The sequence below is a fragment of the Pseudoalteromonas sp. OF5H-5 genome (assembly GCF_021530695.1).
Classification (GTDB): Bacteria; Pseudomonadota; Gammaproteobacteria; order Enterobacterales; family Alteromonadaceae; genus Pseudoalteromonas.
Genome location: NZ_JAKGBF010000008.1, coordinates 163,051 through 177,609 on the forward strand (window position 1 = coordinate 163,051; position 14,559 = coordinate 177,609).

Below are 14,559 nucleotides of genomic sequence, written 5' to 3' on the forward strand. Positions count from 1 at the left end.
TCCACAGTCACTCAATTAAACTGGCATGCTCATGATTTCTTTATAGGCCTCAACAAGTTTATTACGAACTTGCACTGTTGCCTCAAAAGCGACCGACGATTTTTGTTTCGCTATCATGGCTTCTGCTAGAGAAACGCTTCTGTCACCCATTTCAACAGCGGTGACTTTTTGTTTCGCTTCTTGTTGTAAGCCATGAACCGTATTAAGTGCGTCTGAGAGTAAATCGCCAAACTGAGCCGACGAAGATGCCGCCGTCTTAACCGGCTGCACTGATGGCTGTGTGTTTCTCGTCGCTTCTGCAGCCATTGCCTGCATTTCTTGAAATAGCGCTGATGATTGTACTTTCATGATGCTTTACTCAAAATAACTCTTAGTTACCTGTAATAAAGCAGAAAACGTGCCAACTTAAAATCGTTAATTTTCAGTATGTTGAAATATTTTTAGCATGTCGAAAAATTGGCAGTGCATAGAAGTGAAAACTAGGCGCCTAAGATCTGCTGATCTTTATAGGCACCTAATTAAATTCGAATTAACAGATAAAGCTTAACCTGAGGTTTGGATAAGCAATGAGCTAACTCATTGTTTTTAAGCTCAGCTAACTTAGGTTAAGCGGGTAGTGCAATCCCTAAATCTCGCATTTTTGCCAGCTTATAGCGAAGTGTGCGAGGACTCATACCTAACACCTCCGCCACCTCTTTACGTTTACCATTAAACTTTGCTAGCGTATCTAAAATAATTTGGTGTTCTTTATCCTGTAACTCATCTTTATAGCTAATGATTTCATCCTCACCTTGAGAGCGCTCCATTAAAGCTGATGCTTCATGATTTACAAGTGGTGCAGACTCAATCAAAGCCATCGGTGAGAAATTTTCGATAAAAATATCATCTTCTTGAATTTCATTACCTTGGAACAAAATCAGGGCACGTTGAATAACGTTGTCTAGCTCTCTTACGTTTCCAGGCCAACTGTGTGAACTGAGCTTGCGCTTTGCACCGCTGCTTAATATAGGTGTTGGCTTGCCTGCTTTTTGCGTATGTCTTACCAACAAATGCTCGGCTAACACTGCGATATCACCCGCTCTGTCCTTCAGTGGCAACCACTCTAGTGGGAAAACATTGAGGCGATAATATAAATCTTCTCTAAATACCCCATCCTCCACCGCTTCTTTTAAATCGCGGTTACTGGTTGCCAACACTCTGACGTCCAGTGAAATGGTTTTTCTGCTACCTAAACGCTCTACCTCGCGCTCTTGTAACACGCGAAGTAATTTTGCTTGTAATCCCAAATCCATCTCTGTGATCTCATCAAGCAAAATCGTTCCCTTTTGTGCTTGCTCAAATTTTCCAGGACACGCCTGAATGGCACCTGTAAATGCCCCCTTTTCGTAACCAAACAGGGTCGCTTCGAGCATATTTTCTGGGATTGCAGCGCAGTTAATTGCGATAAAGGGCTCATCTGCTCTGTCGGATTTATCGTGAATATAGCGAGCCAACACTTCTTTACCTGAACCGCTCGGTCCAAGTACCATAACGCTGGCATCCGACTTAGCTACTTTTGCAGCCAGTTCAAGTAGTTTAATACTCTTTGGATCGGCAACAATGGGGCCGTCTGTCTCTTTTTCCTTCTCAGGTAGATAACGTCCAACCATATTGAGCAATACTTCAGGCGCAAATGGCTTAGCCATATAGTCGATGGCACCCAATCTCATCGCTTCAACCGCATCATCAATGGTCGCGTATGCTGTCATCATCAATACCGGTAATTCGGGATAGTTGAGTTTAATGGTCTTTAACAAGTCAAGCCCACTCATGGCACCCATTTGCACGTCACTCACAACCAAAGAAAAGGCTTCTTGCTTTAGCAATAAAACGGCTTGTTCCGCACAACTTGCTTCTACGCACTCGATATTTGAAAGCTGCAATGTATCAATGAGTGCTTCTCTTAAACCAGCATCATCTTCAACAACTAAAACTCTGTTACTCATAGTTCCTCCGCCTCAATTAGTGGTAGTACCAAACTAAAACGTGCGCCCTTACCTTCAACATTGTCTGCCTGCGCAAATCCTTTGTGCGCGTTAGCGACCGAATTAACCACCGCAAGTCCTAGCCCAGTCCCCTGCGACTTAGTTGTAAAAAATGGTTCAAACAACTTGTCTACTAAGGTTTCATCGATGCCAGGTCCATTATCAACAACTGAGATACGTACATACTCGCCACACGGCTCGCGCTCTGCATTAAGTTCAATGTGTGCCGCACTGCCAATTATTTGAATACTGTTGTGGATCAGGTTTTGGATCGCACTTGCAAGCGCAGTACGATTACCTAATATTTCGATATCTGGCTCGGGTAAAAATGCTTCCAACTTTGCTTGGTTAAGCTCAACCATAGCGTCAGCACCCGCTTTGACTTCACTCAATAACTGTTGCATTGACACTCGCTCAACCACTTGTTGTTCACCGCTTTTAGCAAACAGCAGCATGTCATTAACTTGGCTTTCTAAGTCTTTTAACCGAGACATCAACTTATCGTGAAACTTTTCTCGAGAAGCCGAAGGAAGATTAGCCGCACCTAGATTTGCACCATATAACATCGCAGCCGATAACGGCGTACGCACTTGATGCGCCAATGAAGCAACCATTTTTCCCAACGCACTTAACCTTTGCATATGCGCAACACGACTTTGGAGTCGGCGCGTTTCGGTAAGATCTGTCATCAAAATGAGTTGCCCAGGTTCCGGTGTTAGCGCGGTTATATCTAACTTAATTCTTCTGCCATCTTTAAGAGAGACTTCATGACCATCGTCCTGCTGTGGTCGAAATGAACGCTGAATAACGCTAAACCACTTTTCACCTTCGAGTGGTTCACCCAACATATCCATCGCGATTTGATTCGCCTTGGCAATCATACCTTGACCATCAAGTACCACAACACCTGCAGGCATAGTATCAACTAGATGACTTAACCAACTCGCCTGCTGTCTAAGGTCGCTCAATTCACCAACGTAGGCTTCTTGCAGCAAACAGGGATTGTAGCGATTCGTCGTTGGTACAAATTGTGGATTAATAACATGTGCTAATGCCATTTTTCCGCTCTCTTAAAAATAAACTCAATGGATAAAAGCAAAAAACGATCCAACTTTATATTTGATATAAAACATAGAGTTACAGAACACTTAACAATATCAATTTATTGACACTGTTTTTATATACAGCATTATGCTAGAGTTTTTGAAAGCCAAATGTGAAGCCGCAATGAGTAGTTGGCGTAGTAAATCATTTAGCTTATTCATATTCACAATTAGATAGAAGAGAGCCAACAATGACAATACGATGCGGCTGGGTGGACGAGAGCAAACCCGATTATGTTGAGTACCATGATAAGGAATGGGGAAGACCTGTACTGGATGACCAGAGCTTGTTTGAGTTTATCACATTGGAATCTGCGCAAGCTGGCTTAAGCTGGTATACCATTTTAAAAAAACGTGAAGGCTATAGAAAAGCATTCCACGATTTTGATGTACACAAAGTGAGCCAGATGACAGAGCAAGATATCGAGCAGCTATTAGCATTTGACGGAATTATCAGAAACCGCGCAAAAATCGCAGCAACGATAAACAACGCTAAGCGATTTATTGAAATTCAGCAAGAGTTTGGCAGCTTTGCAAAATACCAGTGGCAATTTGTTAATTACAAGCCTGTTATCAACCCCATGCGTGACAAACACGATGCCGTTGCCACCACTGAACTCAGCGACAAATTTGCCAAGGACTTAAAAAAACGTGGGTTTAAGTTTTTAGGCTCAACGACCGTGTATGCGCATATGCAAGCTTGCGGCATGGTTAACGACCATGCCGATAACTGTTTTTGCAAACAAACCATTATTGCCAGTTATCAAGACTTGGATTTTACTCAACTTTAAACAATAAAGTACAAGGCCGCATATTAAGCGGCCTTGCTGAGTTGATTAGGTAACCTGAACTTGGAATAACAACTTGTTCTCTAGCAGCTGTTATCCCTTACTACTGCGTTAAATTTGCTTGCAATAGGCCAGCTATTGACGCACAAATTTGCCTTGTATTAAGAAATAACTTCTGGCTAGAGTGATACTTCGCTTTTGAATTTAGTGATTTTAGTGGATTAACTTACTTCTTATCCCGAGTTCAGGTTAGGTAGTAATTGATAAACTATCAGTCACGATTGAGATTATACTTTTTCATCTTCTCAACTAATGTTGTACGGCGAACGCCCAAGATTTCAGCCGCTCGAGCAACCACATAATCGTAGCGCTCTAAAGCTTGAGTGATCAAATCAATTTCAAGCTCTGCTAAATATTCTTTTAACTCTATCCCCTCGTCCGGCAGTAAGCCAACATTCGGTGCTTGCGGCGCAAAATCTTCCGCGACCATGTCCTCTTCGTCGTCACTAAAACCATCACTAAATAGTTCATTGAACGCATCTTTTTCTAATAGTTCTTCTGGATATTCAGGCTCAAACGCTTCGACTTCTATATAGCGGTACTTTTGTGGTAAATCCGTCACATCGACAACCTTGTCTGGGAACATAATCACCATTCGTTCCACAAGGTTTGCAAGCTCTCGAATATTTCCAGGCCAAGCGTGCGACTTTAAGCTGTCTACGGCTCTATCGGTAAACTTAACCGAATTGCCCGTTTGCTCATTTACTCTACGCGTTAGTTCTTTTAGCAGTAGCGCAATATCTTCCGCACGCTCGTTTAAAGAGGGGTTTTCAATGGGGAATACATTGAGTCTATAAAATAAGTCTTCGCGAAACTTGCCATCTTCAATCATGGTTTCAAGATTTCGGTGCGTCGCGGCAATCACACGAACATCTGCCTGAATAGGCTTTGTGCCCCCGACTCGTTCATAGGTGCGTTCTTGCAAAACTCGTAACAATTTCACCTGCATTTGCAGTGGCATATCACCGATTTCATCGAGAAAAAGCGTACCTCCTTGCGCAAGTTCAAAACGCCCTTTTCTGGCTGAAATCGCGCCAGTAAACGCACCTTTTTCATGACCAAAAAGCTCGCTTTCTAACAGCTCTCCAGGGATAGCACCACAGTTAACTGGCACAAATGGTCCCTGCGCACGTTTAGACAATAAGTGTACGTTACGTGCAACCACTTCCTTACCGGTTCCGGATTCACCCAAAATAAGGACATTGGCGTCGGTTTTAGCCACTTGAGAAATCAAGAAACGAACGTTTTTAACCGCTTCGGTTTCCCCAACTAAACCATCAAAGCTCTTATTTAGTAGCTTGTTCTCTTTATTTGGAAGCATGCGTAAATATTGCTGACAGTCATGTAGCAATTGCATCGTGACTTCTTGCCCAAAGGGTTCGGTGATGAGCCCTATTACATTCGGTAATGCAAGTAGCGGCCTGAGCGTTTCACCTATTAATAAAAACGGGACGGCGGGATGAGATTTTATCAACGCTTCGTGTGTTAAGCTTTGCAAAGCGCCTAACACAAAAATTGGTTCTTGATTGTTATCAAGGATCTTGGGCTCATAACGCTCTTCGGCCAGCACTTCATTTGCTTGACCGACAAAACTAAGTGCCGCACCTAATCCGATCGCTCTTTTGTTGTTGTTATCTAAGATCAAGACCATTGCTTGAGAACCAATCTACTTAAAATTTTTTCAATAGTTAGATTGTAAGAGAGATTAAGGGGGATGCAATACCTAAGTGGCAACTTTTTGACATTAACGCCAAAAAATCGCCACTAGAGCTGTTCTATATCAATACTTTGGTATTAATTTATAATAAACCTAGTACCGATGATGCAGACTGATTAGCTTGACCACGCAAAGCAATAGAAGCTTGCGATAAAATATCGTTGGCAACTTGATCGCTCACCGCTTGCGCGTAATCGGTGTCTTGAATTCGACTTTGGCTCGCCGCAATGTTCTCACGTTGGTTACTTGCAGAGCGAATTGTACTAGATACCGCATTTTCAAATGCGCCAAGCTCAGCGCGTTGGCTGTTTAAATCCTCAGAGACTGTATCTGCCGTATCAATGGCAGCTTGGGCACCCGCTTGCGTCGATATGTCTACACTCAATATTGCATTGGCAAAACCACCATCAGTCTGCTGTAGCGACTGAGTGGTATTAGCGTCGGGACCTACCTGAAAACTACGAGACTCACCGTCAAAAATTTGTGCGCCACCAAATGTAGTGTTTTCAAACGTTTCGCTGATTTGCGTTTGCAACTGCGATACTTCCTCTTGCAATGCTTGACGGTCACTATCTGTCAGCGCCCCATTACCGGCTTGAATCGATAATTCTCTAATTCGGGAAACCGCATCATTCACACCAGATAATGCCGAGTCAGCGGTTTGCGAATACGAGATACCATCATATGCGTTACGAATAGATTGACTGTAGCCGTCCTGTTGAGACGTCAAACGATTAATGATCTGCAAAGCCGCAGCATCGTCTGCAGCAGAATTAACCTTCTTACCAGAAGCCAGCTGTTGATTGAGTTTATTAGCAGTCTGCTCCGTACGATTAAAAAAAGCAGTACTTTGTGATTGGATTTTCATATACACCCCCATTCACTATCATTAGTTTAAATCTACGCTATTGTGAGCAAAAAGTCATCATAGTCGTTAAATTTCCTGCAATGACTGGCATAAATACTGCAAAACACATAGAAGTGATATAAAGTATTGAGTAGTAGCTAATTTATTGTATCGGTGAGATATCTAGAGCAGTTTCGATACTCGATACTGTAAAGTTTTGATTGCACCTGTAGGTGGACACCCTATGTTTGATAATAAAACCATTTTAATAACCGGCGGCACTGGCTCTTTTGGCAAAAAATATGTCAAAACATTGTTAGATCGTTATAAGCCAAAGAAGATCATCATATTTTCGCGCGACGAGCTAAAACAGTTTGAAATGCAACAAGAGTTTAATCAACGTTGTATGCGCTACTTCATCGGCGATGTACGAGACAAAGACAGGCTGCGCCGAGCAATGCAAGGGGTTGATTATGTGATTCATGCAGCGGCGTTAAAACAAGTGCCTGCTGCCGAATACAACCCAATGGAGTGTATCAAAACCAATATCAATGGTGCCGAAAATGTGATTGAAGCCGCTTTAGATAATGACGTCGAAAAGGTAATCGCACTTTCTACCGATAAAGCAGCTAATCCAATCAACTTATACGGCGCTACAAAATTAGCGTCAGATAAACTTTTTGTCGCCGCAAATAATATGGCTGGCGGACATAAAACTCGATTCTCTGTTGTTAGGTATGGCAATGTGGTTTGCTCAAGAGGTTCGGTTGTCCCGGTATTCCAAAAGTTTATTGATGAAGGGAAAGGTCATATTCCAATTACTCATGCAGATATGACTCGCTTTTGGATTAGTCTTCAGCAAGGCGTTGACTTCGTGCTTAAGAATTTTGAGCGGATGCTTGGCGGCGAAATCTTTGTGCCAAAAATTCCATCGATTCGGATTGTTGACCTAGCAACTGCAATGGCGCCCAATGTACCTCAAAAAATTATCGGGATACGCCCTGGCGAAAAGCTTCACGAAGTAATGTGTCCTCAGGATTTAAGTTTTGATACTTTTGAATTTTCTGATCATTTTGTTATTGCTCCGGGGATCAAGTTTAGTAGCAGAAGTAATTCTTTTGACCTTAATGCGCTTGGTGAGCAAGGAAAAGCGGTGCAACCTGGATTTGAATACAACTCTTTGACTAACCCAGTTTATATGAGCGTGGAAGAGATAAAAGCGTTTAACCTACAAGCACTATTATGATCCCATACGGAAAGCAATCAATAGACCAAGCGGATATTGACGCCGTTATCGAAGTACTGCAATCGGACTGGTTGACACAAGGCCCTAAAGTGCCAGAGTTTGAGCAAAAACTTTGCAGTTATACCGGCGCAGTTTGTGCCGTTGCGGTAAACAGCGCAACATCTGCACTACATATTGCCTGCCTCGCCCTTGAAGTTGGTAAAGGTGATATTGTCTGGACCTCACCAAACTCATTTGTTGCTTCATCTAATTGTGCGCTTTATTGCGGTGCGAGTGTCGATTTTGTCGATATTGAAATCAGTACCGGTAATATGAGTATTCAAGCGCTCAGTGACAAGCTAGCACTAGCAAAGCCACAAAACCAACTCCCCAAAGTAGTTATACCGGTGCATTTTGCAGGACAATCATGCGATATGAAGGCCATCCATCAATTAGCTGTACAGTATGGTTTTAAAGTAATTGAAGACGCATCACATGCTATTGGGGGTTCCTATCATGATAAAAAGGTGGGTTGTTGTGAGTACTCCGATATCTGCGTTTTTAGCTTTCATCCGGTAAAAATAATTACCTCGGCTGAGGGTGGTGCTGCGCTGACAAACGACCCAGCGCTGGCTAATACGATGACGATGCTTCGCAGTCATGGTATTACTGGAAATCCTGACGAATTTAATGAACCCAGCCATGGGGTCTGGTACTACCAACAGCAAGATTTAGGCTTTAACTACCGTATGACGGATTTACACGCGAGTTTAGGGATAGCACAGCTTACTAAGGTCGATGCATTTGTTAAGCAGCGAAATAACCTTGCTAACACGTACGATACGCTATTGGCCGATAGTATTGGGATCACGCCTCTCGCATGCTCTGAAAGCTCAGTTTCTGCCTATCACTTATATGTTATTCGACTCGAAAGTTGTACGCCTGAACAGCATAACTTTATGGTCAGCGCGCTTCGGAATAAAGGAGTTTTTGCGCATGTTCATTATATTCCAATATACCTGCAGCCCTATTATCAGAATTTAGGCTTTAAGGCTGGCTATTGCGCTGAAGCTGAATCCTACTACTACAGCGCAATCACTTTGCCTTTGTATCCAACCCTCACTTTAACCCAACAAGAGTATATCATTAGCACAATTGAAGCGCTTTATCTTGAGTGTACCAACATTGATGAAAGCTAAAGGAAAGATTATGAATAATAGACCATTGCAACTGGCTTTTATTGGCGGAGGTAATAACTCTGCAGTCGGCTATGTACATTTTTCTGCAGCACATTTAGATAATAAGTTTCAGGTCGTCGCGGGTGCATTTAGCCGAGATGCTAAGGTCAATCAGCACACGGCTGAGCAATGGAATATAAGTACAGAGCGTACCTATAACTGCTGGAAGGAGTTAATTTTAGCAGAGCAAAACGCGGTAGACGCTTTTGTTATTTTAACACCAACCCCTCATCACACAGAGGTGTTAAAGGCCTTATTGGCAAGAGACTTAGCCGTGATTAGTGAAAAGTCATTGACTTGTGGATTGGCTGAGGCGAAGGAAATTGAAGCTTGTTACGATCCCAAAAAACACTTTCTTGCAGTAACTTTCAACTACAGTGGTTATGCTATGGTGAGGGAGCTCAAGCATATCATTTCTAATGGTGCGCTTGGAGAAATACAAAAAATTCATCTTGAAATGCCCCAAGAAGGCTTTAAACGCCCACCAGATATCGCAGGTAAGCCTAGCCAACCTCAATCATGGCGTTTAAAAGATTACGACGTCCCCACTATCTGTCTCGATTTAGGTGTGCACCTTCACCATTTATCTAGCTATCTATTAGAAGTCGAGCCTGAAGCCACCTGCGCGCAATTTGCTAATCACTCCGAGTTCAAAGGATTAGTTGATGACGTTAATATGCTCTTGAAATACCCAAATGGTATCGTTGGCTCAATGTGGATGTCTAAAACAGCAATTGGTCATAGAAATGGTCTGTCCGTACGCGTGTATGGCACCAAAGGAAGTGCTCGCTGGTTTCAGTTAAATCCTGATGAATTAGAACTCAACTATAATGATGGGCGTCGGGAAGTGTTAGATAGGGCTGGCCAATGCCAGTATGCGAATCAATTTCGATATAATCGGATGAAACCAGGCCACCCCACCGGTTTTGTTGAGGCCTTTGCCAATTTATATAGCGATATTGCGGGAGCACTCCAATTACACTTAAGCAAGCAACCAAGCCGTTCAGAGTACGTTTTTGGGTTTGAGCAAGCCAAGCAAGGCTTGGCGTTATTTGAAGCCGCAAAGCGCTCCGCTGAAAGTGGTACATGGCAGCAGGTGAAGTAGTTGACTTCGCCTGCTTAGGTTATTAACTCTATTGACTAAATTGTGTCTTAACGTCGTTACGAAGCACTTTTCCCATCTGGTTTCTCGGTAAAGCTTCCACTCTTTCTATAAATCTAGGCTGTTGATAGTCAGTTAGCTCTTGCAAGCACGCTTTTCTAATTACAGGAATTAAGTCGGTGTCTTGGTTTTGCTCTATGACCACTTTTACAATTTCGCCCAATTGCGCGTCTTTTATCCCAAACGCAACGCAATCTTCTACGCCTTCGACTGATTTGACAACTGTCTCTATATCTTGAGGGAATACATTGATCCCGCCGCTAGAAATCACCTCTTTTTTACGGCCAACGTAGTAGAGGTATCCGTGCTCATCCACATAACCTAAGTCTCCGGTTTTAAAGAAATCTCCCACATAAAAAGCCGCCCGAGTTTGATCTGGCATTTTTAGGTAGCCACCAAAAATGGTAGAAGTGTTACAACATATCTCTCCTACTTGACCAGCTGCGACTTCACACCCTTGATCATCCGTAATTTTCAATGAGACAAATGGCAGTGCTTTGCCAACACTACCACTTTGCTCAGGATTTTCTGAAACCGCAAAATCAGTGACCACACCCACTTCTGAAGCGCCGTAGCACTCATGAAAGCGACAGCTTAGCATCCCTAATAAACGCTTTTTTGTTGTACCTTCAAGCACAGCAGATGATGAAACGATACATTTCAAAGAACTTAAATCTGCACCAGATGTACCTTTTGCAATCAAACTTTCTAGTTGAGCAGCTACGGCAAACAAAAAACTGACCTTATACTGCTCAATCGCACTTAGCCATTGTGAAAGATTAAACTTGGGCATAACAACGGTTGTAGCGCCAAGCATTAACGGCATTAGCACCCCTCTTTGTGCTAAAGAGTGATACATTGGCGTTGCTACTAGGATCATATCTTGTTTGGTCAAACCGTAATATTGGATAGTTGCATCCATAGCGCGGTTTATTTTACATGCTTGGCTTAACACAATTGGTTTCGGCTGCCCAGTGGAGCCTGAGGTCATCGTCAAAATAAACGGCGCATCAAGATCAACACCATGTTGCAAGTCATCTAATTTTTCACAAGATTGAACCGCTTCCCAACTTAACTCTTCACTCACGGCTTTACCAAGAGTTACCAAGTTACTAGGCTCTATCAAATTGGCATCGAGTAATATTTTACTTATCGTCGGCCATGCCACAACCATGGCAACCGGCGTTTTCTTCAGCGCTGTTATTAATGCATTACCTTTGAGGCTAATTGGTAATGGTACAGCTGCGATTCCCAGCTTAGCAATAGCGAGTAGTGTTACGACAAATTCGATGCCATTAGGCGCAAATACACCCACTCGTTGACCGGGGGTAAGACCCGACCGTACAAAGTGTGCACTTAACTTTAATACCTGTCGATTCAGCTCCTCATAGCTCACTTGCTGATCTAGATAGACAACCGCCGCTTTCTTGGGAGTCTGTTTAACATTTTCTTCGAATAACTCGTAAATACTCTTTGTCATGTATTTACCTCTTTACCAACATAATTAAACTCGCAGAGCGATGCATTTGGAAACAACTGTTGCGTTGCGCGCATTTTCTTTTCATCATGTTCGATAGACACGAAGCCCGCACGCTGGTTGAGCAGATTCACAAACTTATTTTCTTTGTTTATTACCGCAAGCCAAATGGCTTTAGGATATTTAGCTGCGGTTTCACGGAGTTGCCACTCCAAAACCATTTGTGCGTGGGCAAAGTTCACCTCATCAGAGGCTGCAAACCACCCACCAACCAGATATTCTTGTGCTTCAATATTATGCATTTGATGCCAAACGTATAGTAACGGTTTGCCGTTAGACTCCATCACAAATGACTCTCTACTGTTAGCAAACCACCACTGATAATGCTCCAGCACGTCAATACCAGAAGTAATTGTCATACGCCAAGTGTTATCTGGTAAATTCCTCGCTGCAAGGTATCTATTTACGTCTGAGTCGTTGACTTGACGGATCTTCACCTGTGCGGTTAGCTGGCATACATTTTCCTCTTGGCTATGTAGAGTTCTTTGTGTCACAGAAGATCTGATGTCATTCGCTAAAACCAACTCTGCGACTCGAATTGCCCCTCGGCCATCTACCTTAACCGGTGCAGTCTCTCGCGCTTTTATTATTCGCGTAGACTGCTTCACTAACGTCAAAATTAACGCGACAACCTCACTAGCCTTTCGCGTCAAGAGCTCTGGTACATGAAAATAATGACCTAAGTCATCAAGCGCGTTTTGTTGATTGTCTTGATTTGGAGCAATCGAAAACGTCAACGCTGGCGTATTGGTTGCGGCCAGCTCATAAAGCGAAGTACCAAGTGCTCCCACAAATAGGCTACAACTTTGATAATAAGGCACAAGAGAAGGCAGTTGCCGAATTAGCTGCAATCTAGAAGTTGTATTCGCAAGCAGAGTTAACGCCTCTACTCTCTTAGCCATCGGCCCTAAGATAACGTCAATTTCAATTTCTGGTGCCATATTTAGCAACAAGGCTATCCAGTCAGAAACACTATGCCAATCCCCTCCACCGCCAAGAGAAAACATCACACGATTTAGCTTACGCTCTTGATGTGTGCAGTGTTGATATGCCGGTGACAGCATAGCAAAATCAGGGCCTAGTAGCTTACACTGCGAGCTTGCGTAGCGCTCACCAGTCTTATCACCACACCACTTGCTATCAATAAGTAGCTTAGCACTATGCGCTCTTTCTAAATCGTCCACTACGACAATTGAGGGAATCTGCTTCGCAACTTCTAGTTCCCATTTTGAGTCAAAACGGTAGCTGTCCACAATAATGCTTTCGACCGGTTTTTGTATCTCAGAAAGTACCTTCAAAGTATTATGAGCATCTTCTTCTTGCGTTTGTGCAAAAGGTAAAGCTTTTATGTTACTCTTCAGCTCAAGTGATAACTGCTCGGGAACCGGTTTATCGACTAGAACTATCACTTTTTTGCCACACGCTTGAAGCGCTAACGCTAACCACTTACAACGCATAAAGTGGCCAAGGCCACATAAGGTATCAACTCTTATCGCGATCATTAACAAGCTTAACCAGTGAATTTACCAAAGTGCCTACATTTGCATTTTCTGTGTCCATTAATAATTCGGGCGGCACCGCAATACGGTAGTCACTTTCTAACTGCATGATTAGCGTTAAAATTTCAAACGAATCCAGTGCCCCTTCGGCGACAAAGTTATAACAATCTATGTCTTTGTCGGCGACCAATACGCCTCGTTCTAGCAAAAACTGTTGAATAGTTTGGGTCAGCATTTCTTTGTTCGCATTCACGATAAATCACTCCATGCTAGCTGCTCACCACAGCGCAGATCTCTATTCACTGACCGACCGATTAAGCTCGGCAGCTCTTTTGGCATGATTTCACCACCGCCGGGGCGCATCTGCCTTAGATGTTCAGTAGTCAGGCGCTCACCTGATTTAATATCTTTTATAATGTAGACACAGCGACGAGCTTTTGACGCTTCAGTAGGATAATTAACCTCACCCATCGCCTTTTCAATCTGTCTAACGCCATGGACTAGCGCCTTCAATTCATCTGGTGTCATTGAAAAAAAGCTATCCGCGGTGTTGTCACTTTTATCGAGCACAAAGTGCTTTTCAATCATGCATGCCCCTACCGCAACTGATGCCAGAGGTACATCATTACCAAGCGTATGATCGGATAACCCCACAGGACATTTAAACGCTTCTCTCATATGTGGAATTGTACGCAAATTTATCGTCTCAGCAGGGGCTGGATAGGTACTCGTACATTTCATCAGCCCAAGCTCAGTTACACCCGCCTCTTCAGCTACTTTCACTGCCTCAGCTATTTCTGGTAGCGTCGCGCCTCCGGTAGACATAATTACAGGCTTACCTGTCGCGGCGACATCTCGGATCAGCTGATGATCGATCAATTCTGGCGAAGCAATTTTATAGGCCGGCGCATTCAGTTGCGCCAGCAGATCGACAGCAGTTTTATCAAAGGGCGAAGAAAAGCAGGTGATGCCAATTTTTTCAGCCAGCTCAAACAGCTCAGCATGAAAATCCCAGGGCATATAGGCCCCTTTGTAGAGGTCATATAAATATTGCCCCTGCCACGGGCCGGTTGCCTCAAAGTGCGGCAATTTGCAGTCCATAGTCAAAGTATCTGCGGTGTAGGTTTGCAGCTTTATGGCATTCGCACCGGCTTCTTTCGCTGCATAAACCAGCTCTTTGGCTTTACTTAGTGACTGGCCATGATTTGCAGACATCTCCGCAATAATGTAGCAAGGCTGATCATGGCCGACACTCTGACCTGCAATGTTGAAACCTGATTGAAACGTCATGATGTTCTCAAATTCAATTTAACTTATTTATTATCTTAGCTTTTTTGCGGTTCCCTGTCTTTGATGTAT

The 14,559-nt window shown here is 43.3% G+C and carries 13 protein-coding genes; 4 read left to right on the plus strand and 9 right to left on the minus strand.

The genetic code is table 11. The features are described 5' to 3' along the window. Nucleotides 1–15: 15 nt before the first annotated feature. The 3 genes from fliE to L1271_RS13585 all read right to left on the minus strand — a co-directional run bounded on the left by fliE (nucleotide 16) and on the right by L1271_RS13585 (nucleotide 3,082). Complete coding sequence (gene fliE / locus L1271_RS13575; protein WP_010369155.1) at nucleotides 16–348, minus strand: flagellar hook-basal body complex protein FliE; 333 nt, start codon at nucleotides 346–348, stop codon at nucleotides 16–18. 257 nt (nucleotides 349–605) lie between these two features. Continuing rightward, nucleotides 606–1,985, minus strand: a complete 1,380-nt coding sequence (locus tag L1271_RS13580; protein WP_102056484.1) for a sigma-54-dependent transcriptional regulator — start codon at nucleotides 1,983–1,985, stop codon at nucleotides 606–608. Continuing rightward, nucleotides 1,982–3,082 carry a sensor histidine kinase gene (locus L1271_RS13585; protein ID WP_095728221.1) on the minus strand — a complete coding sequence of 367 codons (1,101 nt, stop codon included), beginning with the start codon at nucleotides 3,080–3,082 and terminating at the stop codon, nucleotides 1,982–1,984. The genes L1271_RS13580 and L1271_RS13585 overlap by 4 nt, the downstream gene beginning before the upstream one ends. A 236-nt stretch (nucleotides 3,083–3,318) precedes the next feature. Here L1271_RS13585 and L1271_RS13590 point away from each other — a divergent pair, with 236 nt between their 5' ends. Further along, the gene (locus L1271_RS13590) at nucleotides 3,319–3,918 is read left to right on the plus strand and encodes a DNA-3-methyladenine glycosylase I (RefSeq protein ID WP_235368051.1); all 600 of its coding nucleotides are present in this window, start codon (nucleotides 3,319–3,321) and stop codon (nucleotides 3,916–3,918) included. A gap of 268 nt (nucleotides 3,919–4,186) precedes the next feature. On the opposite strand, the gene L1271_RS13595 is transcribed toward L1271_RS13590, so the two are convergent. Next, on the minus strand, nucleotides 4,187–5,626 hold the full coding sequence (locus L1271_RS13595; protein WP_069018753.1) for a sigma-54 dependent transcriptional regulator: 1,440 nt from the start codon (nucleotides 5,624–5,626) through the stop codon (nucleotides 4,187–4,189). 148 nt (nucleotides 5,627–5,774) lie between these two features. Beyond that, complete coding sequence (locus L1271_RS13600) at nucleotides 5,775–6,560, minus strand: flagellin N-terminal helical domain-containing protein (protein ID WP_235368052.1); 786 nt, start codon at nucleotides 6,558–6,560, stop codon at nucleotides 5,775–5,777. Nucleotides 6,561–6,783: 223 nt separating this feature from the next. Between L1271_RS13600 and pseB the strand changes: the two genes are divergently transcribed. The 3 genes from pseB to L1271_RS13615 are packed head-to-tail and all read left to right on the plus strand — an operon-like array spanning nucleotide 6,784 to nucleotide 10,107. Then, on the plus strand, nucleotides 6,784–7,785 hold the full coding sequence (gene pseB, locus L1271_RS13605) for a UDP-N-acetylglucosamine 4,6-dehydratase (inverting) (protein WP_017218048.1): 1,002 nt from the start codon (nucleotides 6,784–6,786) through the stop codon (nucleotides 7,783–7,785). Further along, a complete protein-coding gene (gene pseC, locus L1271_RS13610) occupies nucleotides 7,782–8,963 on the plus strand; it encodes a UDP-4-amino-4,6-dideoxy-N-acetyl-beta-L-altrosamine transaminase (RefSeq protein WP_235368053.1) in 1,182 nt (393 codons plus the stop codon). The genes pseB and pseC overlap by 4 nt, the downstream gene beginning before the upstream one ends. A 10-nt stretch (nucleotides 8,964–8,973) precedes the next feature. Continuing rightward, nucleotides 8,974–10,107: a Gfo/Idh/MocA family protein gene (locus L1271_RS13615; protein ID WP_102056479.1), complete on the plus strand. Its 1,134-nt coding sequence runs from the start codon at nucleotides 8,974–8,976 to the stop codon at nucleotides 10,105–10,107. 28 nt (nucleotides 10,108–10,135) lie between these two features. Here L1271_RS13615 and L1271_RS13620 read toward each other — a convergent pair whose 3' ends face one another. From L1271_RS13620 to pseI, 4 genes are read right to left on the minus strand one after another with little or no spacing between them, the layout of a single operon-like run. Next, nucleotides 10,136–11,644: a class I adenylate-forming enzyme family protein gene (locus L1271_RS13620; protein WP_235368054.1), complete on the minus strand. Its 1,509-nt coding sequence runs from the start codon at nucleotides 11,642–11,644 to the stop codon at nucleotides 10,136–10,138. After that, on the minus strand, nucleotides 11,641–13,203 hold the full coding sequence (locus L1271_RS13625) for a pseudaminic acid biosynthesis protein PseG (RefSeq protein ID WP_235368055.1): 1,563 nt from the start codon (nucleotides 13,201–13,203) through the stop codon (nucleotides 11,641–11,643). Before L1271_RS13625 ends, L1271_RS13620 begins: the two co-directional genes overlap by 4 nt. Then, nucleotides 13,184–13,453, minus strand: coding sequence for a hypothetical protein (locus L1271_RS13630; RefSeq protein ID WP_235368056.1), 270 nt, complete (start codon nucleotides 13,451–13,453; stop codon nucleotides 13,184–13,186). The genes L1271_RS13625 and L1271_RS13630 overlap by 20 nt, the downstream gene beginning before the upstream one ends. Beyond that, complete coding sequence (pseI, locus tag L1271_RS13635; protein ID WP_235368057.1) at nucleotides 13,450–14,490, minus strand: pseudaminic acid synthase; 1,041 nt, start codon at nucleotides 14,488–14,490, stop codon at nucleotides 13,450–13,452. The genes L1271_RS13630 and pseI overlap by 4 nt, the downstream gene beginning before the upstream one ends. Nucleotides 14,491–14,559: the final 69 nt, after the last annotated feature.